Source organism: Mesorhizobium sp. B2-3-4, assembly GCF_006442315.1.
Lineage (GTDB): Bacteria > Pseudomonadota > Alphaproteobacteria > Rhizobiales > Rhizobiaceae > Mesorhizobium.
The window spans coordinates 15,338-37,740 of sequence record NZ_VFVY01000015.1 but is presented as its reverse complement, the minus strand read 5'-3'; the positions used below and the strand labels follow the sequence as shown (position 1 = coordinate 37,740).

At 59.3% G+C, this 22,403-nt stretch carries 21 protein-coding genes and 1 pseudogene; 9 read left to right on the top strand and 13 right to left on the bottom strand.

All coding sequences use genetic code 11. The annotated features are described in order from the left end of the window. Positions 1–225: 225 nt before the first annotated feature. Positions 226–3,567, bottom strand: a complete 3,342-nt coding sequence (locus FJ967_RS21310; protein ID WP_140733793.1) for a DEAD/DEAH box helicase — start codon at positions 3,565–3,567, stop codon at positions 226–228. Positions 3,568–3,880: 313 nt separating this feature from the next. Between FJ967_RS21310 and FJ967_RS21305 the strand changes: the two genes are divergently transcribed. Genes FJ967_RS21305 through FJ967_RS21290 form a run of 4 tightly spaced genes read left to right on the top strand, consistent with a single transcriptional unit; the run spans position 3,881 to position 6,226 of the window. Continuing rightward, positions 3,881–4,315, top strand: coding sequence for a hypothetical protein (locus FJ967_RS21305; RefSeq protein ID WP_140733792.1), 435 nt, complete (start codon positions 3,881–3,883; stop codon positions 4,313–4,315). Beyond that, on the top strand, positions 4,312–5,532 hold the full coding sequence (locus tag FJ967_RS21300) for a divalent metal cation transporter (RefSeq protein ID WP_140733791.1): 1,221 nt from the start codon (positions 4,312–4,314) through the stop codon (positions 5,530–5,532). Before FJ967_RS21305 ends, FJ967_RS21300 begins: the two co-directional genes overlap by 4 nt. Then, the gene (locus FJ967_RS21295) at positions 5,532–5,891 is read left to right on the top strand and encodes a hypothetical protein (protein ID WP_140733790.1); all 360 of its coding nucleotides are present in this window, start codon (positions 5,532–5,534) and stop codon (positions 5,889–5,891) included. Before FJ967_RS21300 ends, FJ967_RS21295 begins: the two co-directional genes overlap by 1 nt. A 2-nt stretch (positions 5,892–5,893) precedes the next feature. Next, a complete protein-coding gene (locus FJ967_RS21290) occupies positions 5,894–6,226 on the top strand; it encodes a hypothetical protein (RefSeq protein WP_140733789.1) in 333 nt (110 codons plus the stop codon). Positions 6,227–6,240: 14 nt separating this feature from the next. Here the strand turns inward: FJ967_RS21290 and FJ967_RS21285 are convergent, their stop codons facing one another. After that, positions 6,241–7,149 carry an alpha/beta hydrolase gene (locus FJ967_RS21285; protein ID WP_140733788.1) on the bottom strand — a complete coding sequence of 303 codons (909 nt, stop codon included), beginning with the start codon at positions 7,147–7,149 and terminating at the stop codon, positions 6,241–6,243. A 308-nt stretch (positions 7,150–7,457) separates the two neighbouring features. On the opposite strand from FJ967_RS21285, the gene FJ967_RS21280 reads away from it, so the two are divergent. The 4 genes from FJ967_RS21280 to FJ967_RS21265 all read left to right on the top strand — a co-directional run bounded on the left by FJ967_RS21280 (position 7,458) and on the right by FJ967_RS21265 (position 15,160). Further along, positions 7,458–9,488 carry an HWE histidine kinase domain-containing protein gene (locus FJ967_RS21280; RefSeq protein ID WP_140733787.1) on the top strand — a complete coding sequence of 677 codons (2,031 nt, stop codon included), beginning with the start codon at positions 7,458–7,460 and terminating at the stop codon, positions 9,486–9,488. Between the two features lie 172 nt (positions 9,489–9,660). Beyond that, on the top strand, positions 9,661–11,202 hold the full coding sequence (locus FJ967_RS21275) for a trehalose-6-phosphate synthase (RefSeq protein WP_246675336.1): 1,542 nt from the start codon (positions 9,661–9,663) through the stop codon (positions 11,200–11,202). A gap of 272 nt (positions 11,203–11,474) precedes the next feature. Then, positions 11,475–14,144 (top strand): DNA ligase D, encoded by a 2,670-nt coding sequence (ligD, locus tag FJ967_RS21270; RefSeq protein WP_140733915.1) that lies wholly within the window; start codon positions 11,475–11,477, stop codon positions 14,142–14,144. After that, positions 14,141–15,160 (top strand): ATP-dependent DNA ligase, encoded by a 1,020-nt coding sequence (locus tag FJ967_RS21265; protein WP_140733786.1) that lies wholly within the window; start codon positions 14,141–14,143, stop codon positions 15,158–15,160. The genes ligD and FJ967_RS21265 overlap by 4 nt, the downstream gene beginning before the upstream one ends. Positions 15,161–15,629: 469 nt before the next feature. Here the strand turns inward: FJ967_RS21265 and FJ967_RS21260 are convergent, their stop codons facing one another. The 3 genes from FJ967_RS21260 to FJ967_RS21250 form a co-directional block, all read right to left on the bottom strand. Further along, entirely contained in the window at positions 15,630–16,193 is a 564-nt protein-coding gene (locus FJ967_RS21260) for a hypothetical protein (RefSeq protein WP_246675335.1), read from the bottom strand. A gap of 258 nt (positions 16,194–16,451) precedes the next feature. After that, complete coding sequence (locus tag FJ967_RS21255; protein ID WP_140733784.1) at positions 16,452–16,856, bottom strand: GFA family protein; 405 nt, start codon at positions 16,854–16,856, stop codon at positions 16,452–16,454. 152 nt (positions 16,857–17,008) lie between these two features. Further along, positions 17,009–17,248: a hypothetical protein gene (locus FJ967_RS21250; protein ID WP_140733783.1), complete on the bottom strand. Its 240-nt coding sequence runs from the start codon at positions 17,246–17,248 to the stop codon at positions 17,009–17,011. A 320-nt stretch (positions 17,249–17,568) separates the two neighbouring features. Here FJ967_RS21250 and FJ967_RS33765 point away from each other — a divergent pair. Further along, a pseudogene (locus tag FJ967_RS33765) lies at positions 17,569–17,844 on the top strand (hypothetical protein). 29 nt (positions 17,845–17,873) lie between these two features. Here the strand turns inward: FJ967_RS33765 and FJ967_RS21240 are convergent. From FJ967_RS21240 to FJ967_RS21200, 8 genes are all read right to left on the bottom strand, one after another. After that, positions 17,874–18,194, bottom strand: a complete 321-nt coding sequence (locus FJ967_RS21240; protein WP_140733782.1) for a helix-turn-helix transcriptional regulator — start codon at positions 18,192–18,194, stop codon at positions 17,874–17,876. A 19-nt stretch (positions 18,195–18,213) separates the two neighbouring features. Then, the gene (locus FJ967_RS21235) at positions 18,214–19,038 is read right to left on the bottom strand and encodes a Ku protein (RefSeq protein WP_140733781.1); all 825 of its coding nucleotides are present in this window, start codon (positions 19,036–19,038) and stop codon (positions 18,214–18,216) included. A 460-nt stretch (positions 19,039–19,498) separates the two neighbouring features. Continuing rightward, on the bottom strand, positions 19,499–19,672 hold the full coding sequence (locus FJ967_RS21225; protein WP_246675334.1) for a BA14K family protein: 174 nt from the start codon (positions 19,670–19,672) through the stop codon (positions 19,499–19,501). 38 nt (positions 19,673–19,710) lie between these two features. Further along, on the bottom strand, positions 19,711–19,962 hold the full coding sequence (locus FJ967_RS21220; RefSeq protein WP_140733780.1) for a hypothetical protein: 252 nt from the start codon (positions 19,960–19,962) through the stop codon (positions 19,711–19,713). Between the two features lie 3 nt (positions 19,963–19,965). Further along, positions 19,966–20,226: a hypothetical protein gene (locus tag FJ967_RS21215; RefSeq protein ID WP_181176055.1), complete on the bottom strand. Its 261-nt coding sequence runs from the start codon at positions 20,224–20,226 to the stop codon at positions 19,966–19,968. Then, the gene (locus FJ967_RS21210) at positions 20,227–20,424 is read right to left on the bottom strand and encodes a hypothetical protein (RefSeq protein ID WP_140733779.1); all 198 of its coding nucleotides are present in this window, start codon (positions 20,422–20,424) and stop codon (positions 20,227–20,229) included. It lies immediately after the preceding gene. 113 nt (positions 20,425–20,537) lie between these two features. Then, the gene (locus tag FJ967_RS21205; RefSeq protein ID WP_140733778.1) at positions 20,538–21,293 is read right to left on the bottom strand and encodes a hypothetical protein; all 756 of its coding nucleotides are present in this window, start codon (positions 21,291–21,293) and stop codon (positions 20,538–20,540) included. A gap of 651 nt (positions 21,294–21,944) precedes the next feature. Further along, positions 21,945–22,235: a hypothetical protein gene (locus FJ967_RS21200; protein WP_140733777.1), complete on the bottom strand. Its 291-nt coding sequence runs from the start codon at positions 22,233–22,235 to the stop codon at positions 21,945–21,947. Positions 22,236–22,403: the final 168 nt, after the last annotated feature.

The window sequence follows — 22,403 nt, the reverse complement described above, 5'->3', positions numbered from 1 at the left end:
ATTGCGAACTGGCTGTCAGGCCGCGAGAGCTCGAGCATTCCGGCAGGGAGACAAACACGGTCTTTTTCAAGCACGGGATCATATCGATCAGTGAAGGAAGCCAGGTATAGTCGGATTTGCCAGCGGACAAGGCAGTATCTGCCTAGGCGTTCGCCGTGGCTGGCCCGTCCCTTCAATGGGACGAAGCACCGTCTGTGGACCTGCCTAGCCAGTGTTGAGCTTCGATCACGCCGGATGGGCCGATTCCAAAGCGTCTAGCACCAGTCCGTGAACAGCGGCTATCCGCTCCGGCCCGGGCTGGGTGGCGAGCTTAAAGATGAGCCGCCCGTCACGGCGAACGCAGTCGGTGCGCTGGGCCAAGCGGCTGTAGGATTTGGAACCGGGCGTCGTAAATTCGATGGCTATGGCAACGGGGCCAGCGCCGATCTTGGAGATGCCGGCCTTCACCGCCGCAAGCTTAAGGCGTGCGAAATCGATTAGCATGGTCGCCTCAGGTGGCGGCTTTCCAAACCGATCTTCAAGCTCCTCGGCAAAAGCATCGATTTCAGCGAGGGTCTCAAAGCGTTGCAAACGCGAATAGAGGTTGAGGCGCACCACAGCCTCGGGGACATAATCGAACGGAAGCGTGCCCGAGAATTGCAGTTCAATCTCGGTTTCGAAGGTCGAGGTGGCATTTTTGCCCCGCACCTTATCGACCGCCCGCGCCAACAGCCGCTGATACAGACTCAACCCGATCAACTTCATGTGGCCGGCTTGTTCCTCACCAACCAGATCGCCCGCGCCGCGCAGGTCGAGATCGCGGGCACTGATGGCAAGCCCTGAACCGAGCCGGTCGAAAGCGAGCAGTGTCGAGAGCCGCGAGCGCGTTTGCGGCGCGATGTCCTTGCCAGCCTCGGTTAACAAGTATGCCAAACCTTGCACCCGCCCCCTGCCGACACGGCCGCGCAACTGGTGCAGTTGAGCCATCCCGAACCGGTCCGCTCGAAACACGACGATGGTGTTGGCGCGTGGCACATCCAGGCCATTCTCGATGATGTTTGTCGACAGAAGGATGTCGCCATCCCCGTTGCCGAAATTCACGATAGCGTCGTCCATCTCGGCGGTGTTCATGTCGCCATGGGCCACTAGCACGGATAATTCGGGCAGCAATTTGCGCAGTTCAGCAAGCGTGGGCTCGATGTCCTCAATGCGTGGGACCACGCAGAAACTTTGGCCAGCCCGTCGATGCTCGCGGATCAGTGCTGTCTTGACCGACGCTCTATCGAATGGGGCAAGTTCTGTGCGCACCGGACGCCGCCTTGCCGGTGGCGTAGAAAGCAGGCTGGCTTCCTGCACACCAACCATGGCTGCCGCAAGCGTACGCGGTATGGGAGTGGCACTCATCGACAGAACGTGCAGCTTCTGGCCGAGGCCGCGAAGCGTTTGCTTGAGTTTGACGCCGAAGCGGTGCTCCTCGTCGATAACGAGCAGACCGAGGTCGGCAAAGGTGACGTCCTTGGCCGCGATTGCCTGCGTCCCAACGACGACTCGAAGCGATCCGTCGGCGAGCCCTGCCTTGACCTTTCTTGACTCGCCCTCGCTGACGACGCGCGAAAGAAGGGCCACACTCACCTCGGTGCCCTCAAATCTGCGGGAAAATGTATCGTAGTGCTGGCGCGCCAGCACTGTAGTCGGTGCGACGACCGCGACTTGACAACCATTCAACGCGACAACGGCGGCAGCGCGCAAGGCCACTTCAGTCTTGCCGAAACCAACATCGCCGCAAATCAACCTGTTCATCGCCTTGCCAGATGACAGGTCGTCGATGACTGCGGCAATCGCCTCGGCCTGATCGGCGGTCTCCGGATAGGGGAACCTTCCGGCGAAACGAGCATAAGGAATACGCGGTGGTTTCAACGCTCGGGCACCAGTTCTGTCACGCTCGGCAGCCAGTCTGACAAGCTGTTCTGCCGCCTCAGCAATCTCCATGTCGAGCTGTGCCCGGCGCTTGGCCCAGCCATCCCCTTTCAACCTGTCGAGTGTCACTGCCTCTTCATCGGCCCCGTAACGCCAGATGCGGCCGAATTCCTCTACGGGCGCCAGAAGCGTGGCTCCTCCATTATATTCAAGCCGTACGGTATCGGTGACCATCCCCTCGACCTCGACGGTTTCAAGGTCTCTCAGAACGGCGATGCCGTGATCTTCATGCAAAACGACGTCGCCGATTCGCAACTCTGGCTCCTGAACGAGAGAGCGGGCTTCATGATCTCCCGGGTTTAATCGTGTACCGAAGCCGTCGGCGGCCGTTACGACCGCAAGAGCGGCCTTGTCATCGACAAACCCGTCATCGATATCGACATTGAGGCTGGCCAAGGTTGCGGGCTCGGCGCCCAGTGCCGATGCCCAGCTTTCGGCGTGGCCGACATCAAGCGTCAGATGACGCTGCAGCGTCTTGACCATTCGATCGAGGTCCACCGCAGGGCCGGCGAGGGCGACGCGCCGGCCGCCTTGGATCTGTTCGGCAATAAAGTTCCCCATGGCCTTTGACGGGTTGACCTCAACGATAAAATCGGGCGTTGGCGACAAGCCCTGCAAATCGAGCTTCATCCGACGTTTCGCCAGGTGCTTATCAAGGGTCGGGCGATCAAGGTAGAAGCGCTCCGAGGTCGGCTTGCGGCCTTGCTGCCTGTCGCGCATCCGGCGGGCGTCATTGATCAACGCGATCGCGGCGTCAAAGCGTTCTTCCACAGCCGGCTCCACTGCGATACGGGCGTGCGGCAAGAGTTCGAAGATGGTGTTGAGCTTGTAGCCGGCCCCGACCATCTGCATTTCCATGCATTGTGCTTCCTTAGGTCCAGCCGGCGCTGAGCTGCATTCCAGCAACTCCGTCGAAGGCGCGAGCATGATGTTCTCGAAACTCTCATCTGTGCGTTGCGACACAGGGTTGTACGAACGAATGCTGTCGACGACTCCACGTTCGATTAGAATGCGATAGGGATGTGGCGCTGCTGATGGAAACACCTCGATGCCCTGACCAAGCAAGGCGAATTCCCCAGGCTCGTCGACCCGATCGTCCATCAGGTAGCCATAAGTCTGCAGGCGATCGCAAAATGCCTCAACATCAACGCGGTCGCCGGTGGCCAGGGATGTGAAGGCCTTCGCAACGGCATCGCCAGGGAGAAAGCGCTGCAGCGCCGCCTCGGGTGACATGACGACCAGGCGAGCGCGACTGTTGGCTGCCTTTGCCAAAGCGAGAAGCGCGGTTGCGCGTCGTCCCATGCTTTCACGCGATGGCTGGATACGGTCGTACGGCAGGCAGTCCCACGGCGGCAATAAAATCACCTGCGTTTCCGGCATAAACTGCTTGAATGAAATTGAGACTTCTTCGGCCTGGTTCTCGCTCCGTGCGATGAAAATCATGTCATCCGCGCCGCCATCCCGTACGGCCTGGACCAGCCGCGCGGCAATCGCCGCAGCTGGTATTCGACGCGATCTTTTTGCGTGTTCTTCGCTCGGAACACCCGATTCTGAAAGCGTGCTCGACCCAACCACGTCGATGGGCGGTTTTAAGTTTTTTTGTCGTTTCATGAAATATCGGTCCGAGGTTGCCCGCTTCTAACGAGCTTGCGCACGGTGTGTTCCAAAGGCCGCGGGCGCGCTTCAAGAAGGCGTGTAGCCCGAATGCGGCGGCTAACGGACAGCGTGCGATTGGCTGTTCTTCGACCGTTCGCCGAGTGACCCCTCGGCGGCAGGACGTGCAGGTTGCAGTCGGGTCTCCGGATACGGTCGTTAGCAAAGCCCGCAATGAAATCGCGGCGAACGTGACGATCACAAGCAGGGAGGGTAGTTCCTGAGCCGAACGCTTGCGGAACCTTTTCGACCGCAATGCTTTACGCATCCGATGTCACTGAGCGTCGTAACGTTCGCCAATACCATCATGTCGCGTCTGCTGGCGGCTTTGTTGCTCGCCGGCGTAGCTGCCTGTTCTTCATCCGATGCTGAAGACAAGCAGGCGCAGAACGCCAAGTCCACCGCAAATTCAGCGATCATGGTCATCGACAGTTGGACCGCCGGCGCCGCACCTTCCCACTATGCGGGAGCCACGTTGCGGTCTTTGGCCGAAGCGTTAGCTGACTACGATCGGCAACTACAAACGGCGGACGGTTCGGACTCCTCCAGGCGACTGGCGCGACAACTCACAGCCGCTGCCGAGCGGGCCGAAAATGCCGTCACGAGCGGCGACAGAGCACAATCGGGGCAAGCCGGTCAGGAGCTTCGAACTGTCATTGCCAAGTTCGTTGTGGCAGATCCCGCCGATCAAGCGACAAATCCATGAAAAAATTGCTTGAAATCTCGCTCGGCGTGGTGACCAGCGTTGGCGGTTTCCTTGAGGTCGGATCGTTGGCGACAGCAGCCCAGGCCGGTGCATTGTTCCACTTTCAGCTGGTCTGGGCGATTCTCCTTGGGACTATCTGCATTATTTTCCTGGTGGAGATGGCCGGCCGTTTCGCAGCCGTCAGCGAGCACACGATAGCCGACGGCATTCGCGAGCGCTTCGGCTTCAATGCGTTCCTTTGGCCTCTGGTCAGCACGTTGCTGGTCAATTTCCTGGTGCTGTCTGCTGAAATCGGTGGGGTCTCCATTGCTGCCGAACTCGCCAGCGGGATCGGCTTCCAATGGTGGGCGCTGCCGGTAGCTTTCATTGCGTGGCTCTTGCTGTGGAAAGGCACTTTCGGCCTTATTGAAAAAGGCGTTTCGCTGTTGGGGCTGGTGACGCTCTGCTTCGTCGTAGCGGCGGTCATCCTCAAGCCTGACTGGACGCGGGTCGCCGTCAGTGCGGTGCCCTCCTTGCCACATCATGACACCGCTACTTACTGGTTCATGGCTGTCAGCATTCTGGGTGCTTCCATCTCGCCATATCTCTTCATGTTCTATTCCGCGGGAGCTATCGAGGACAAGTGGGACAAGAGTTATCTCGGTATCAATCGCGCCATTGCCGGCCTCGGCATGAGTTTCGGCGGGACCATCTCCATAGCCGTGCTTATCGTCGCTGCGTTGGTGCTTGGAGCGAACGGCATCACGCAAGTGGACGACTACCACCAATTGCCATTGATGCTGACTCCGGTGTTCGGTTTCTGGGGCTTTGTGCTGTTCGTTGCGTCGCTCGGCATCGCCTGCTTCGGCGCCACGGTCGAGATCGCCCTTCAGCAGGCATACCTCGTCGCGCAGGGGTTCGGGTGGAATTGGGGCGAGGACCGCAAGCCTCGCGAGGATCCAGGCTTCACGATGCTCTATACCGTCACAATCTTCGCGGCCGCCATTCCGATCGCGCTCGGCCTTGATCCGCTGAAGCTTACCATCTTTTCAATGGCCCTTACGGCCGCAAGCCTGCCGCTGGCGGTCGTGCCATTTCTCTTCCTGCTCAATGACCGGTCTTATATGGGCGAACATCGCAACGGCGTGATCTCCAACGCGGCAGTGCTCTTTATTATCGCGCTTGGCTTTATCCTTGCGGTTGTCACCATTCCTCTACAAATATTTGGAGGCGGCTGATGCACATGATACGCGACGTTTTGGACAAGCAGGTTGTCGATCGCAATCAGGTCAAGATCGGCAAGGTGGACGGGATAGTAGCCCAGTTGAGACAAGGTAAGCCCCCAAGGGTCATCGCCGTCGAGATTGGCTCGATTGCGCTGGCGCGCCGCTTGGGACCGCTCCCCGGACGCTGGATGGTCATTCTGGTCGCCAAGCTGGGCGGCGAACGCCATGCCAAGCCTCATCGGGTGGCATGGAGCAAGGTTCGCGACATCGGCCTAGACATCGAGATCGATGTCGATGTGCGCAAGACTGCAATTTTTGGGTGGCAGGACTGGTTGCGCGACCACATCGTCGGAAGGATTCCGGGAGCTTGACGATGGCAACCGCAAATCTCGACCAACTGGCAGGCCGGCGCGTATTCTCGAAGGAGGGTCAATGCATCGGCCACTTGGAAGAGATCGTCGCCGAGGCAGATGGCGACGACCTTGTCGTCACTGAGTATCATGTCGGTATTTTCGCGGCGTTCGAGCGTCTGTCAGCCTCGTCGATCGGCACGGCCCTCCTCGACCTCATTCGGCTGCGCCATCGCGAAGGCATCTATCGGATTCCGTGGGACAAGCTTGACATCTCCGACCCCGTGCGGCCGGTCCTTCGCTGCTCCGAGCAGGACCTCGCAGCGATGCAATCCAGCGTGCGGGTCGAACGCTGAGGTCCGGTCACCAGTCAGGCTAGCTTCAGACGATCAGGTAACTGGCGCAACGGCGATCGAAATTGCTTTTGGAGAAAGGCCTTGAATGCTGCCGCGAGAGCGGCTGGATTCTCTTCGGCGACATGGTGCCCACTCTTTATCCCAAAGCCTCCCACGTCGTCGGCCCAGTGCTTCCATATTGCGATCGGATCGCCATAGATCTGCTCCAAGTCATCGTCGAGCGACCAGAGGCAAAGCATCGGACAGCGCACCTTGCGGCCTGCATCTCGATCATCACGGTCGTGGCGATGGTCGATCCTGACACCTGCGCGGTAGTCTTCAATCATCCCATGGACGACAGCAGGATCGTGGATTAAGGAAACCAACTCGTCATAGGCCTCACGTCCCATCTCATCTGGCCGCAAGGCGCTGTACCATGCCATTGGGTCTGCCAGGATGGCCCGTTCTGGCTTCTCGGGTTGAGCGAAGAAGAACCAGTGGTACCAATCGCGGGCAAATTTCCAGTCGGCACGCTCTAGATGCTCGATAACTGGCAATCCATCTACCGTAATCAACTTTCGCACCAAATCGGAATGGTCCATAGCCATTCTGAAAGCGACCAGGCTGCCACGATCATGCCCCGCAACGAAGAAAGTGTCGTGGCCCAACCCTTTCATGACCTCCACCAGCGCCGCCGCCTTTGCCCGCTTGGACGAGAACCTGCTTTCCGGGTCGTCCGCCGGTATGTAGGAGCGCCCGAACCCCGGAAGATCCGGGCACACAATTCTGAAATCTGCTGACAGCAAGTCCGCAACTTGGCCCCACGTCATATGCGAGCGGGGATGGCCATGGATCAGAAGCAGCGGCGGCCCAGATCCGCCGTGCCGAAGCCGTATCGGTCCGCCCTCGGTATCAATCATTTCAAGCTCGAAGTTGTCGAACATGTACCATCTACCCACAGGTCAACCATGAGCCATAGAACCTTCTCACCGAGGAACGGTTCACGGCGGGATCGCCATTTCTGCGTGCCCCTCGGAATAATCCCGGGACGTGACGGGCTCCCCGTTAGATAGATATGCCCTTGCCATCAACACTTGATGGAGCGAAAAGCTCGCAAGCCGTTGCAGAGCCGCCGGTCGGTAGTATCAAAGCAAACCAAACCTCGGGGTATCGCTGGCGCTTTCATGCCTCCGCGCTGTCCCTTGTTGTTTGTTTTCTTGTCTCTATGGTTAGCCCATTTCCGGAGGGTGGCATGCCTCGTCGATCGGCTCGGGCTCATTTGCTTGGTCTTATCGCGGTGGCCGTTTTGCCAGTCTGGCTGTTTGCTGCCTACCTCCTTGTAGAATATGCGCTTCATGAACAAAGCCGCTTTGAACAGGATGCCTTGCAGACGGCACGACAGGTCTCTTTGGTGGTCGAGGCCGAACTCCTCAATTTACAGACGACCGTCGATGGGTTGTCGAAATCGGGGTCTCTCGTAAAGGGGGATTTGAAAGCGTTTGAGGATGAAGCGCGTCGGCTTGCGCAGGGCACGGATAAGATCATCGCATTGCGCGACCTCGATGGCCGCCAACTTGCAAACACGCAGGTCGCACCGGGAGAGCCATTGCCGCCCGTCGACCCTGTGACGACCGACGAACGCGAAAAGCTGAAATCGGGCGGCATCTCGGTCAGCAATGTGTTCGCGGCCAGAGACACCACGGACTATCGGGTGGCGGTCGAGAGACGCGTGTCCGGACCGAACGGTGAAGAGTGGCTGCTTTCGGTATCCGTGCCGACTGCCCGCATCCGCGATGTCATGTTGCCCGCCGTACCACATGGCTGGACTGTGGGCATTGGCGATCGCCACGGCAGTTACGTCGCACGGTCGAAGCAACACGAGGAGATGACCGGAAAGCCTGGGTTGCCGGAGTATGTCGAAAAAATCGTCAGCCCTCATGGCAGTTTCACGGCCCGCAATTTCGAAGGGACAACGCTGCTGGCAGGTTACTACCGTTCTACGTACTCTGGATGGTTTTACACCGCCAATGTGCCGCTCTCGGAAGTCCAGGCGCCGCTTTGGCGTTCGCTCGCAGCGATTGGTGGAACTGGCGCGGCGGCGCTGCTTATCTCTCTTGCCCTCGCTTACATTGTTGGAAAAAGGCTGACCCAAGCCGCGATTGATCTTGCTGGCCGCGCAGAGTCGCTTGGTAATGGCCGCGAAGTTCGGCCAATGTCCACCTCGGTGGCCGAGTTCGCCACGATCGCCCAGGCGATGGTCAATGCAGAGCACGCTATTACGGAACGCACGCGAGAGCTGCAGACCGTGCTTGATACGGTGCCGGCAGCCGTATGGTTTACTTATGACCCTCAAGCTCGCCAGGTTATCCGAAATCGCTTCGCGGCCGAGTTGATGGGTCTACCGACGGTAACGTCCAAGTCATTCGGCGAACCCGATCTCGTTATTGACACGGTGGCCGTCAAGGACGGGCAGCGTGTCGCTCGCGAAGATCGCCCTTTGAGCCGGGCGATGCGCGGTGAGACGATCGACAACCAGGAATTTGCATACATTCTGCCGTCAGGTGTTCACCGTTACCTGCTCTCCAGCGCACGTCCGATCCGCGATCCGAGCGGATCCATCATTGGTGCCGTGCAAATCAGTTTGGATATCTCGGAGCGTAAGCGTGGCGAAGAGCAACGTCAGCTGCTGCTCAACGAACTCAATCACCGGGTGAAGAACACGCTGGCGGTTGTCCAGTCGATCGCCACCCAGACAATCCGCAACGCCGCGGATCTGCCGGAGGCAGGACGCAACCTGTCGAGCCGGCTCGTCTCGCTGGCGAAGGCTCACGATGCCCTGACACGCCAAAATTGGAGCGGCGCGGACCTCGGCGATCTGATCGCCAACTCGATCACCGCGCACGCACCGCTCGACCGTTTTCGGATCAGCGGTGAGCATGTCTGGCTTCCGCCAGCCGTAGCGCTTTCATTTGCTTTGGCACTTCATGAGCTCACGACCAACGCCATCAAGTACGGGGCGCTCTCGAACGGGGCCGGGACAATTTCAATCGCCTGGACGATTACCGGCGAGGAGGATGGGCGTAAACTCAAGCTGAAATGGCGTGAGTCAGGAGGGCCTCCGGTCATACCTGCAACGCGCAAGGGCTTTGGAACGCAATTGCTGAAGCGCGTTTTCGACAATGAGCAATCTGGCGGAGTTGTCTTGCGATACGAGCCATCCGGCCTGCTTTGCGTTTTCCATGTAAGCCTCTCCCGGCAGACAATTGCGGGGGCAACGACCTAAAAGTTCATCTCGCCATAATGTGAGACACTACGCCGAGTGGGATTGCGGACGCTGGCTGCGGCCCAACTCCTTGGCGTGCGCAGGTCTTTCGTCGTTGCGTGCGCATTTCTGGCATGGCCGGCGCGAGGCCGAAAATTTGCGTGGCACAGCAAGACAATCTACGGCGAATTTCGTGGAACAATCGAATGCCCAGACCGTTGCCAAGCGGTCTTCAAGCTCAGGATTTGCCTTGTTTCAGCGACCCAACGAAAGTCTCGCTACCTCGCAAAGGTCTGGCGATGCCACTCATGGCCAGGGCGGATTGGCCGAGCCCAGGCAAATCGCCAACGTTGCGCGCCGACTTGTTGTCATCTCGAATAGGTTGGGTAACATTCGCGATCTGTCGCAAGCCGGCGGGCTGGCGGTTGGTGTCGCGGATGCGTTGGCCGAGCGTGGTGGCTTATGGCTCGGAGCAAGCGACGAACATCAGGACTCTGTCGCGAGCGACCAACCGCTGATCCGCCTCGAACGCTTGGGTAGGATCGAGACGGCTGCGCTCATCCTGCCGCGCGAGGATTATTCGCTATATTACAACGGCTACGCAAACAGTACGCTATGGCCGCTGTTCCATTATCGGCTAGACCTGGTGAACCACCGGGCAGAGTTTCTAGCCGCCTACCGGCAGATCAATGCGCGGTTTGCGAAAGCGCTCGTGGGACTGTTGTCGGGCAACGACGACCTAATCTGGATTCACGACTACCATCTTATCCCCTTGGCCGCCGAGTTGCGGCGGCTCGGAATCCGCAATCGGATCGGCTTTTTCCTGCATATTCCGTTTCCGCCGCCTGACCTGTTTGTAGCCACACCCGACCATGAAGAACTCATCGGCGACCTGCTTCAGTATGACGTTGTGGGTTTCCAGACCGAAACGGACGTGGCGAATTTTCGGCGCTCGGTGCAGGCCACCAATTCCACGACCTTTGATACCAACGGCGCAGTTGAGGCAAATGGCCGGACAGTGTTGTCGAAGTGCTTCCCAATAGGCATCGACGTCGATTCATTCTCTCGCATGGCCAACGACGCGGCCGAGGATGTCCAGATTGATTCCATGCGCCGCCAGATTCTGGGACTGAAACAAATCATCGGCGTCGACCGGCTGGACTACTCCAAAGGTCTGCCCGGCCGCATGCAGGCTTTCGCTCGCCTGCTGGAAAGGCACCCTGAACAAGAGCGGGCGGCAACTTATTTGCAGATTGCGTCGCCCACGCGCGAGGAGGTTAGCGCCTATGCTGACATCCGGTCACAGCTAGAGGCAACCGCTGGCGCGGTGAACGGGAAGTACGCCGATCTGGCCTGGACCCCGATCCGCTACATCCACCGAGCCGTAGCGCGCTCGCGGCTAGCTGGTCTGTTGCGCGCTAGCCAGGTCGGCTTGGTCACGCCTTTGCGTGACGGGATGAACCTTGTGGCAAAGGAATACATAGCCGCCCAGGATCCAGCCGATCCCGGAGTGCTTGTATTGTCTCGTTTTGCAGGTGCGGCGGAAGAGCTTGCGGAGTCCCTGATCGTGAATCCTTATGCGGTTGACGAGGTTGCCGATGCCATCGCAAAAGCGCTCGTAATGCCACTTGATGAACGAATTGCTAGGCACGGCGCACTGCTCAAGCGCATCAGGCGCAATGACGCAGCAGAATGGCGGCGATCATTTCTCGCCGCGCTCGCGGGCGAGGGGTAGCGTTTGCACTAATCCTGCAAGCGGCCTGGCTACACCGAGTTTACAAAGGGAAGCAGCTGTGTGGCGGCGAGCAGGCCGCTTTCATGCGGAATTACCAAGTTCGGCGGCGCGATGCAGACCGGTGCGCGAAAATATCCGGCGCCGCCGTTTCCGAAGCAGGCGGCGCCAGAGTTCCAACCGAAACACGGCAAAACCGGACTGGAACGCCGCGGACCGAACCAAATGTCGCCAAAGGCGTTGAGTCGCGTTGCGTCATCAGCCGGGGCATTTCCATGACAAAGGGCGAGCTAAATACCTATCGGGCCAAACGCGATTTCACCAAAACGAAAGAACCCAGCGGCGAGCGTTTGATCGCGAAATCAAACCGGCTACGGTTTGTAATCCAGAAACACGCAGCCACACGGCTCCACTACGACCTTCGCCTTGAGCTCGACGGTGTCTTCAAGTCCTGGGCCGTCACCAAAGGTCCTTCGCTCGATCCTCAGGATAAACGCCTTGCGGTAGAGGTTGAGGACCATCCGCTGGACTACGGCGACTTCGAAGGCACGATCCCCAAAGGGCAATATGGTGGCGGCACCGTCCAGCTGTGGGACCGTGGATATTGGGAGCCAGAAGGCGCTATGTCTCCTGAACAAGCCTTGGAGAAAGGCGATCTGAAATTCACGCTTGACGGCAAGCGCCTGCATGGAAGTTTCGTTCTCGTGCGCATGAAGCACGACCGCAATGGCGGAAAGCGAACCAACTGGCTTTTGATCAAGCACCGCGACAAATACGCGACTGATGGCAATGGCGACGCAGTGCTGACGCAGGACCGGTCCGTCGCCTCGGGCCGGAGCATGGAAAAGATTGCTGCCGGGAAGGGGGCCGGCCCGAAGCCGTTCATGATGCAAGGCTCATCGGTGCCCGATGCGGACGCCGTGTGGGACAGCAATCGCGGCCTCGCCGCTGAGGAACGCGCAAAGTCGTCAAAGGCATCGCCAAAGCCGTCGCCGAAAGCATCGCCACGTCCGAAACGCGCCGTTCGTGCTGAAGCGGTCAAGATGCCCGACTTCATCGCACCACAGCTTTGCGCGACGCTCTCCCGGCCGCCTGTAGGAACAAACTGGGTTCACGAAATCAAGTTCGATGGCTATCGCGTCCAGCTGCGGGTCGAAGATGGCGTCGCCACGTTGAAGACCAGAAAAGGCCTGGACTGGACGGAGAAGTTCGGCGCCATTGCAAAAGAGGCGGCCAGCCTTCCCAACGCTATCGTGGATGGTGAGATCGTGGCGCTCGGCGAAAATGGCGCACCGGATTTCGCCGCCTTGCAAGCGGCGTTGTCGGAGCGCCGGACAAAAGAGCTGATCTTCTTTGCATTTGATTTGCTGTTTTCGGACGGTGTCGATCTGCGAAAGCTGCCGCTCTCGGAACGCAAGGTAAGGCTAAGCGAGATGATCGGCGAGGTTGAGCGCGGTGAGGAGAACCTCATCCGCTATGTCGAGCACTTCACCAATGGCGGTGACGCTGTGCTGCAGTCTGCCTGCCGACTTGAACTCGAAGGCATTATCTCCAAAAAAGCTGACGCACCCTACGTCTCTGGCAGAACCGACACCTGGGCAAAGTCGAAATGCCGCGCCGGGCATGAGGTTGTTATCGGCGGCTGGTCGACGACCAACGGAAAATTCCGCTCATTGCTGGTCGGCGTCAACAGGGGCGAACATTTCGCCTATATCGGCCGTGTCGGGACCGGGTACAGCGAGGCAAAGGTCAGGCAACTGCTGCCGAGGCTGAAGGAGATGATGGCGGCCAAGTCGCCGTTTACAGGCGATGGCGCACCGAAAAACGATTCAACCGTCTTTTGGACGAAGCCGCAACTGGTTGCGGAAATCGAGTTCGCCGGCTGGACCGGCGGCGGCAATGTCAGGCAGGCGGCCTTCAAGGGCCTTCGCGAAGACAAGCCGGCAAAGGAGGTAGAGGCGGAGCGTCCCGCCAATCCACAAGAGACGCAGATTGCCGAACCTGCCAGAGGGTCCGGCCGGACCGGAAAAACCCCAATCGTCATGGGCGTCATTATCTCGAAACCTGACAAGCCGCTTTGGCCGAATGCCGGTGATGGTGGGAAGCCAGTCACCAAGCTCGACCTCGCGGAATACTTTGAGGCCGTTGGCCCTTGGATGATCAAGCATCTCAACGGCCGCCCCTGTTCACTAGTGCGCGCGCCGGACGGTTACGCCGGCGAGCAGTTCTTCCAGCGCCACGCCATGCCTGGCACGTCCAATCTGCTGGAACTGGTGAAAGTCTTCGGCGACCACAAGCCTTATCTGCAGATCGACCGCGTCGAGGGCCTGGCTGCGATCGCTCAGATCGGCGGCTTGGAACTGCACCCCTGGAATTGCCACCCCGCTCATCCCGAGGTTCCCGGCAGGCTGGTTTTCGACCTGGATCCCGGTCCGGAGGTTTCCTTTGGCGAAGTTGTCGCGGCCGCCAAGGAGATGCGCGACCGTCTCGAAGATTTGGGGCTGGTCAGCTTTTGCAAGACCACGGGCGGCAAGGGACTACACGTTGTGACGCCGCTGGCAGGCCAGCGCAGCAAAACGAACTGGCCCGAGGCCAAGGCCTTCGCGAAGGCAGTGTGCGTGCAAATGGCGGCGGACCGTCCGGATCTCTACCTCGTCAACATGGCCAAGAAGTTGCGGACGTCCCGGATCTTTCTCGACTACCTCCGCAATGATCGCATGGCGACGGCCGTTGCACCCCTGTCACCGCGTGCCAGAGAAGGTGCAACTGTTTCCATGCCACTGACCTGGAGCCAGGTGAAGGCGGATCTCGACCCGAAAAAATACACAGTCCGCACCGTGCCGGGGTTGCTGAAGAAGACGGTTGCCTGGGCCGACTACGACGATGGCGAAAGGTCTATCGCGAGCGCGATCAAACGGCTCGGTTCAGCAAAGCTAGCGGCATGACATCGAAACATGCAAAACCGTCTTTCGCCGTCCCATTGGACACGGAACCGATGGAGGCAAAGGCTGCCGCCACGTTGCCTGACGGCGCTGGCCAATGGCAGTACGAACCCAAATGGGACGGCTTCCGCTGCCTTGCCTTCAAAGCTGGCGATGAGGTCGACCTGAGGGCAAAGTCCGGCAAGCCGCTCGGCAGGTACTTTCCGGAAGTCGTCTCGATGCTGCGTGTTCTGAGGGCCACTGATTTCGTGGTCGACGGTGAGATCGTCATCGAGGTGAATGGCGCGCTCTCCTTCGATGCGCTGCAGATGCGATTGCATCCAGCGGAAAGCAGGGTTCGAAAGCTGTCTGTCGAAACCCCCGCCAGATTGATCTTGTTTGATATGCTGGCTAGGGCGGACTTCAACGTGATGGACCAGCCGCTGTCCGAAAGGCGCCAAGCTCTGGAACTGTTCGTAGAATCGGCTGGTCATGCCGATATCGAACTGTCTCCTTGTACTCGGGATTTGGCGATAGCAACGAAGTGGCTTGGCGCATCCGGTCACGGTTCGACGGACGGCGTTGTCGCCAAGCTTGTCGACGACGAATATCGGCCCGGCGAACGCGCCATGCTCAAGGTCAAACGGCTGCGTACAGCCGATTGCGTGGTCGGCGGCTTTCGCTATCTGGCAAATGCGCGTGAGGTCGGTTCCTTACTGCTGGGTCTCTACAATAACCAGGGCAAGCTCGACCATGTGGGGTTCACGTCGACAATCGCGCGGGAGGATCGACCGCAGCTGACCCGACAACTCGAGGCTTTGCGGTCGCCTCCTGGTTTTACCGGCAAGGCTCCGGGCGGCCCAAGCCGCTGGAGCACCGAGAGGAGTGGGGAGTGGGAACCGGTTCACCCCGAATTGGTGGTCGAAGTTCGCTTCGATCACGTCACGAATGATCGCTTCCGGCACGGTACCAAATTTCTGCGATGGCGCCCCGACAAGAATCCCAAGCAGTGCACCTTCGAACAGATGCTGAAAACATGAAATCGGCACGCGGTCTGTAGCGCGCGTTGCGCTCAAACCTTAGCCTATGCGCTCGACTGCCCAGTGTTCGCTTCTTGATCCCTTTCGTAGTGAGGCTGGGCCTCCGTGATTCTCGCAACGACCCACTGGCTCCGGCGGCGGCGCTAATCGATCAGCGCGTCAATCCGCCTGGGACTATCCATTCCTGAATCCGCCGAGCCAAATTCCGCTGCAGTGACTCGCGGCGTCACCGAAAGTTCTCATACCCGCTTGCTGCCTTCGGTGAGTGCTGAGGTTGCACCGCCTGCTGCTGACCGGATTTAGACAGCGGGAGCTCTCCCCCGTTGATGGTCCGAAAAACCTCGCTGGCAGGCTGCTCAACCATTGGGTTAGGTGGCATCGGTGTCGATTGCGTCATTGTGGAGTCCTCCGGTTACTGCGCTGCCCATGCGCCAATGAGCGTTACTGTTTGCGTAATTGCGGGCCTGACCTAAGCAGCATCGACGCGCTGGAGATCAGAGACGCGGACCACGCCGTGCTGGCTGACGAAGGTCAGGGTCGTGTCCGTGCTCTGGCTCTGTGAAACACCAGATATGCGATGATCTCCGGTATCGTAGATTATCGTATTTCCATGATCGTCGATGACCAGACGGCGCTTCTCGTTAAACGCCGCGTAGCGCATATGGTTCTGGGAGCCAGCGGCAGACGGGCTTCCAAACTCGTCAGGCCACCACGAGCCGGCGGTTGCCAAACCAGCCGAGCGATAGCTCACATTCGTATCGTCGTTGCGCCCCTCGGCTGGATGATCGCGGAGGTAGGCGGACAGCTCGCCCGCGATAGCGTTGAGCTTCGCCTTGAGGCTGCCGTTGAACATGTCGCCGACCATCGTCATGCCGGAAGACCATTGCGACATGCCTCCGAAGTCGACATGGCTGAACTGGGCCATGGTCCCGCCGCCACGCCGCAAAGCGTCTAGAACAGCGGTGACAGCGCCTTCGGAGATGCCATGTTCGCGCGCAAGACGGGCGGTCAGTTCGGTGTCGTTCTGGGTCATCATGATGTCCTGAGAAATCGATGAACAGCGTACGGCCGCGCATGCAAGCTTTGTCGGGCCGTTGGTCTGCGCAGCACGGAAGTAACGAGCGTCGAGAGGCGCGGTTCCCGTACCCGGCAGAACGGCAACACATTCGACAGTCACCCTACCCAGAAATCGTGTAATCCGCCGCGAAATATCGCGGAACACCCGTCAATGTCATTGACGGGAACGCTAAGATCGAGAGAGCGGACCGCGAGAGCAGATGTGTCCGGCGGCTCAAGCCGAGTCGGGGGTTTCGGTCTCTTGATCATGTTGGAATTGCTCTGCCCATTGCAGATCCATCAGCCAAGGCTCGCGCCGGCCGATCCAGAGTTCATAGCCTGGAATGATGTCGCTCGGGGCGAGGTCCAGAGCGCCCAGCATGATCTCCGCCTCGTCGTCCCGCAATGAGGCGATGCGCGATCCGCAATTGGGGCAAAAGCTTCTGCCATTGAACGCCCGTAGGTCGCCAGTGCCCTGATAATTCGACCGCGCCCAAATACCGAAGAAGTTGAACGCGCTGCCGCTCGAGCGGCGGCAATCCTGACAATGGCAAAGGCCAACACGAAGCGGAGCGCCTGTGACCGAAAAGCGAACCGCACCACAGAGGCACCCACCTCTGCGAATATCATCTTCGCTCATGTCAGAGCTCGCTTTGGAGGGCCTCGGTTCTCGTCGGGGTTGGGGACGGGCATCGTCCGGCAAGAGGTCAGGGTCAGGCTCGCGCACATCTGGGGTCCAGCTTGGTGCATCCACGGGCGGTTCTTCGTTCGGTTCTGGTTTGGGCGGCATGACTATTCTCCCGGTCTGTCAACTGGGCGCGGTGTCTTGCCGGCCACCGGATGTGCGTCGCTTCGTCTGGCCGTGAAGGGGTCCGCCAAAGCGCTCGTACGTTTGGGCGGAGCGCCTGCCGTCTTGGGGCTGGCTGGCGCCTGGCCGGAGTCATTGGTGCCAGGGTTTTTACGCTGGATTTCCACACCGGCTGCCTCTGGTTCCTTGGCAATTGCAGCGTTGAGGTTTTTGATCTTGGCCATCCAGTCATCTCCTTTGCTGGCCAACGACCGGCCGCCAGGAATGTTCCATGCAGCGCGGAACCCGCAGGGTGCAGGCCTGTTATCGATGATCACACAGGAGCAATGAAAATGTCTGGAAACGAAAACCATCGCGAAACAGGTGCGACGAAGTATCCGGCCAGGACTGGCGCTGACCCTTCCGATGCATTCTCCCAGGATGCGGCGAGCAACAAGAAGCCCAAGGACGGGGTTGGATTGACGCGGCCTGTGGACGAAGTCGATGACAAGACGCATCAGTCGGACGGGCAGAACCCACTAGGCCAGGTAAAGAGCTCTCGGCCATGAACGTCGCCAACCTTCAGCTCGAAGGTCTGCTGGTCCACAAAGGCCTGCTTTCAAAGACGACATCGACATCGCGCTGCGAAAGGCCGAGGCCAATGTGACGGGCGATGAGCGGACATATGAGGATATGTCGCCGGCCAATCGCCGCCATCTGCTTCCCGATTCGGCTTTTGCAGATCGCGAACAATGCCCAGGGCGAGGCCGACATTCCACCGTTTTCGGAACTGGCGAAGATGGTTGGACAAACGAAAGAGTCGTACAACGATCAGCGCTAACGGCAGCGCGGTTCGACTTTGTTGACGGCTTACATTTCGCTGTTCTGAGTAATTCCCGCTTCGCCATCGTGGATACGCGTGCCCGAGACCGTTGAGTTTTTGAGTCGCACGCCGGGTCCGCCATGGATCGTCTCGCCATCACTTAGAAAGGCAACCCCCGCCAGTTCGAGCGCCGATCGCATCGCGACAATCATGCCGGCGGCCGGAATGCGCTTCCCTTTCTCGAAGTCCCGAACCGTCCCCTCGCTGACCTGCGCTTTGGCGCTAAGCCTGGCTTGTGACCAATCCAGCAGAGCCCGCGCCGCCCGGCATTGCTCGACAGTCAATTGGGTCACAAACTTCTCCTCCATCGACACGGTGCTCGTTGGCCTACGCGCTCTTGCGCTTCGGCTCGCTCTTTTTGGGTGTCGCTAGCCCCTCCTGCTTGAGGCTCTTCTTAAGCACCTCAGCCAGGTTGATAACGTTCTCTTTCGGCTTGGGAGCCGCCTTTGGTGGCGCCTGGCCCTTGCGCTTCGCGTCGATCATGGCAATCAGCGCATCTTCGTAGGTGTCCTCGAATTTCGAGGGATCGAAAGTGGTCACCTTCTTGTCGATGAGCATGCCGGCGATTTCCAGCAACTCGGGATCGTACTTCGACTTGGTCAAGCCCTCAAAAACACTGTCCTCGGCGACCATCTCGTTGTGGTTTCGCAGCTCGGTCATCACCATGCCCTTGCCATAGGGTTGGATCACAACTTCCCGGCCGCGCTGATAGAGCACGATGCACGACCGTGCTGCGACGCCCTTGTTCTTCATCGCGTCGCGGACCACACCGTAGGCTTCGACGGCCGCGCCGTCGGCGGGAATGAGGTAGTAGGGCTTCTCGAGATAGCGGGTGTCGATCTCGCTGATCGCAACAAACTCACCTACTTCGAGCGTGTGATCCGAGGTGAGCTTAAGCGCCTTGATATCCGTGGGCTCGATCTGAAGGAATTCATCCTTCTCGACCTCGAACCCCTTGACCTGGTCTTCTGCGTCGACCGTCTTTCCTGTCTTCTCGTCGGCATAGACGCTTTTGACAGGAAGACCGTCCTTGCGATTCAAGATTTTGAAGTGGATCTTGGATGCCTCGCTGGTGGCGCCGACAATCTTCACTCCGCAAGTCACCGATCCAACCTTCAAAAAGCCCTTCCAGACAGCACGTGGCGCGACCATGTCGTTTATCCTGTTTCGGGTCAGGGCAAACGAGTTTTCTTTCAAATCGTTCCCTCTGCCGCGGGTTCGGCGGAGTCGACTGAATTCAGCAAGAAGCTTGAAAGCCAAACCAACCGGGAGATGGCGGGATCGACCCTGTCGCGGCCCGGCGATCGTCAACAGTGGTTCGGCAACCGGCTTCGACGACTCCAAGGTACTGATCATGACGAAGAGCGGAATCCACGCCTTCGCCAGGGTGCTATCTGGCAACCTGACAGACAAGGGAATCCGCGTGAACGACGTTGCTCCGGTCCAACGTCGCCACCGCTCAACCCGCCGGAAAAGCAGGCCGCCGACGTCTCGAAATTTGGCGCGAAGGCCATGAAACGGCCCGCGCAGCCGGCTGTCAGATTCCCCCTGGCGAGCGACAAAAATCCGCGACGTCGCCGGCGCGGACTTTTGGGTCGTTGCGGAAAAATCGTCAGTAGTTGCACTGCTGGCGAGGGCCGCTGTTCGGCTGCCAGCTGTTGTCGGAAGATCTGCAGGACCTGTAATGCTCAGCGCATCCCGGTCGTGCGAACTGCCGCCTGAGTCCTGGTTTGCCACGACGCCGGTAATCAGCGCGCCGGTTGCGAAGGCGGCCAGCGGAAACCACATGCGACGTGCAGCTCGCTGGCTGCTCTCCCCGGTCGCCTAAAGCGGCTTGCCGGCCCGTACCATAGCACGCGCGATCGCGAGTTCGGCTTCCGTCTTGGCATTCTCTTTCTGGGTCATGTTGTCGGCGGCAATGAGCCGCTTCAGCGCCCGCAATGTCTCACCCCGGGTCCAGCCCACTTCCAGCATGCAATCGATGATTGCCTGAAAGCCGGGCTCCATGGCCTCCTGGCAGTCTAGCGCGCGGTCTGCGTAGTCATGGTCATCCTGGTACCTGGGCGGATCGATCATCCTTCACTCCATGTCCGGCACTTCGCCATTGGTGAACAGCACCGTCGGCGGCCCATAGTCGCCAAGCCCCGGGTCGGCCTCGCGGCTCCATGCTATGACACCGACGTGGTTTGAAGCCAGCGCCTTTGCCGTGCGGATCGCGCGGTCCTCGCTTTGCTGGTCGGTCGGGCCGTATGCGGTGAAGAGGTCGCCATCCTCACCGCGGTCGAACGCCATGACAACGATCAGCTTCGGCTTTTTCTGATCTGGCACATCGTCGGACACTCAGTGCGTCCTGCCGGAGCGGAGATGCATCTCGATCTTATTGATTGCCTTGGTGAGGACATCGACTGCCTGCAAATTTACGGCGAAGTCGAAGTTACCTTGCGCCGTTTCAAATATCAGAACGCCGACCTTCGTCTCGTCGTCGCTTATCATGCCCATTCCAACGCCGGTCGGCATATAGTGTGGTTTTTCTGACATGGTCTCTCTCCTCAGATGCGGTGTGGGCTTGTCAGCCGTTCTGCCACGGCCGTGCGATCTGGAGTGGCCAAGCACGATCGATAGACGATGGAGGCCATCTAACCCGTTCACCACTATTCGAAATGCATCGACTGGCCGCGCATCATCGCCAGGGTCAGTGCGATTGCAGGATTTGCAGGCGGCTTCTCCATAAGCAGGGAGCCATTGAAATCGCGCCACGCCGCCATGCGCAATCCGTCACCGTCTTCACTGGCTGCCGGGTCGAAAACGTGGGCATCATAGGGATCCCGGTCAATATCGATCGTCCAGTCCTTAAGCGCCTTGCGAGCCATTTCTTCAACCTGGGCAAGGTCGCTGGTGAAGAAGGGGATACGGTCGCCGTCTTCCGAAAGCGGCTCAACCCGATCCAGCGTCGGTCGCTCGGGCACCCAGCCAAGAACGAAGGCAATGTCGAAATCGATCTGGCGGTCCGGGCCAGCTGTGACCTCCAGCCGTTTGACGACGTCTGGATAGAGCTGCTTGCGCGCCGGCCACGTATCCGGGAGCGCCTCGGCTTGCAATCTCGTTCGGGGAATGTCGATCAGTTCCATGATCTGATGGCGCGGAACTTTGTCCTCCGGCCAGCCCGCGCAACATGCAGCCGTCGCGGCCTCGTCGGCTTCCATCCAGACCGAAGCAGCCTGGTCCTCGCGCTCGGTTGGCTGGTCGTCTTCTGGAAAGCCTTTGATATCCCACCCTTCCAACGCGAACAAACCTTCCGCGCCTTGCAAAGCCGTAATGCCGGCCTGCGCGAAGACTGCTTCGGCCGCCGCGACGCCGCGTGCCAGTTCCTCGGGCGCTGCACCTTCAATGTTTAAGCGAAGTTCCATGGTTCGCCTCCTTTTACCAGTCCTCCCAGCAGTGAACAAAATAAGAACATAAGTGTCAATAGACCGCGGACCACGGGGAAATAGCTTACTTTTTTCAATAGGATGGCATACTGGGCAGTACTCGTTTAATTTCCAAGACGACTTCATCCAAGGCCGATGCTTCATGCGGACCGCCGCGGACGGGGACAGTCGGTCCCGCGTCCCGTCCTGCGGCCGGCGCTATGCTGACGCTCCTACGGCTGTCCCGTTCACCGCCCGCGGCGGGGGCGAATTTCCTCCGTCCCGCGCGCGACAATTGTCCGCTGTTGCGGACGCGCGCAGGACTGCGGCTTATACGCCGTCTTTCTTTAGAGGGCCGACCGAGGGTTTACATCGAGAAGGGGTCTTCGACCCATTCAGCGGCCCGCGGAACCGCGACCTTTGAGTCTACATCGAATCTCTGAACTTCGTTTCCACGACCTAGTAACGCAGCCGGCGCCTCAAGCGATAGAACGCCGGGGAGCTCTGCAAGTCACGCGCGGCGTGCGTCATGAACAGGACAACGAACAAAATCAGCAAGGTAAAAGCGATTCCAGTGATAATGGGCATTGGACACTCTCGGGAAATCGCACTCGGTGTGACGGTTGGTTCAAAGTTGGATGGCCAGCGCAGTCAGCCCGACCGCATAACACCGGGCTCCTCTGTCGGCGCATCGCTGATTGGCTGCTGCTGGGAGCTGTCGAGCACCACGTCTGAAAAGTTGACTGTGGCGACCAGATAGCCGGCTTCGTCGTAGACCCTTGTGACCGATCCGGATTGGTCGAGACCGGTGGGAGCACCCGCAACAAGCGCCGCGTGGGCCTTTTCGATTGCTCGCGGGCTAGCCAAATCGGGACTCGCCAACTCTTCCTCGAATGTTGTGGTCTGGTCGAACTCTGTGGTCTCAAAGCGGAACTTCGGCATGAACATCTCCTGTCACCAAGCAATGTCCGTGCACAAATTGGGTTCCCGGGAACCGATGTACGGGGATGCTCGAACACCGATATCCGATCTTCCCGCCGACCTCACGTCCCATTGACTCTTTGTCAGGAAGAGAACAAATAAGGAACATGCCATCAGCATTTCGCGTTC

What these genes read in the sequence shown, in the direction of transcription:
- FJ967_RS21220 (WP_140733780.1), bottom strand. Translation starts at nt 19,962, where the DNA reads ATGATCGATCCGCCCAGGTACCAGGATGACCATGACTACGCAGACCGC.
- FJ967_RS21295 (WP_140733790.1), top strand. Translation starts at nt 5,532, where the DNA reads ATGCACATGATACGCGACGTTTTGGACAAGCAGGTTGTCGATCGCAAT.
- FJ967_RS21250 (WP_140733783.1), bottom strand. Translation starts at nt 17,248, where the DNA reads ATGGCCAAGATCAAAAACCTCAACGCTGCAATTGCCAAGGAACCAGAG.
- FJ967_RS21205 (WP_140733778.1), bottom strand. Translation starts at nt 21,293, where the DNA reads ATGGAACTTCGCTTAAACATTGAAGGTGCAGCGCCCGAGGAACTGGCA.
- FJ967_RS21310 (WP_140733793.1), bottom strand. Translation starts at nt 3,567, where the DNA reads ATGAAACGACAAAAAAACTTAAAACCGCCCATCGACGTGGTTGGGTCG.
- FJ967_RS21200 (WP_140733777.1), bottom strand. Translation starts at nt 22,235, where the DNA reads ATGCCGAAGTTCCGCTTTGAGACCACAGAGTTCGACCAGACCACAACA.
- FJ967_RS21210 (WP_140733779.1), bottom strand. Translation starts at nt 20,424, where the DNA reads ATGTCAGAAAAACCACACTATATGCCGACCGGCGTTGGAATGGGCATG.
- FJ967_RS21290 (WP_140733789.1), top strand. Translation starts at nt 5,894, where the DNA reads ATGGCAACCGCAAATCTCGACCAACTGGCAGGCCGGCGCGTATTCTCG.
- FJ967_RS21255 (WP_140733784.1), bottom strand. Translation starts at nt 16,856, where the DNA reads ATGAGCGAAGATGATATTCGCAGAGGTGGGTGCCTCTGTGGTGCGGTT.
- FJ967_RS21260 (WP_246675335.1), bottom strand. Translation starts at nt 16,193, where the DNA reads ATGACCCAGAACGACACCGAACTGACCGCCCGTCTTGCGCGCGAACAT.
- FJ967_RS21285 (WP_140733788.1), bottom strand. Translation starts at nt 7,149, where the DNA reads ATGTTCGACAACTTCGAGCTTGAAATGATTGATACCGAGGGCGGACCG.
- FJ967_RS21305 (WP_140733792.1), top strand. Translation starts at nt 3,881, where the DNA reads ATGTCACTGAGCGTCGTAACGTTCGCCAATACCATCATGTCGCGTCTG.
- FJ967_RS21300 (WP_140733791.1), top strand. Translation starts at nt 4,312, where the DNA reads ATGAAAAAATTGCTTGAAATCTCGCTCGGCGTGGTGACCAGCGTTGGC.
- ligD (WP_140733915.1), top strand. Translation starts at nt 11,475, where the DNA reads ATGACAAAGGGCGAGCTAAATACCTATCGGGCCAAACGCGATTTCACC.
- FJ967_RS21235 (WP_140733781.1), bottom strand. Translation starts at nt 19,038, where the DNA reads ATGGTCGCGCCACGTGCTGTCTGGAAGGGCTTTTTGAAGGTTGGATCG.
- FJ967_RS21280 (WP_140733787.1), top strand. Translation starts at nt 7,458, where the DNA reads ATGCCTCGTCGATCGGCTCGGGCTCATTTGCTTGGTCTTATCGCGGTG.
- FJ967_RS21265 (WP_140733786.1), top strand. Translation starts at nt 14,141, where the DNA reads ATGACATCGAAACATGCAAAACCGTCTTTCGCCGTCCCATTGGACACG.
- FJ967_RS21240 (WP_140733782.1), bottom strand. Translation starts at nt 18,194, where the DNA reads ATGGAGGAGAAGTTTGTGACCCAATTGACTGTCGAGCAATGCCGGGCG.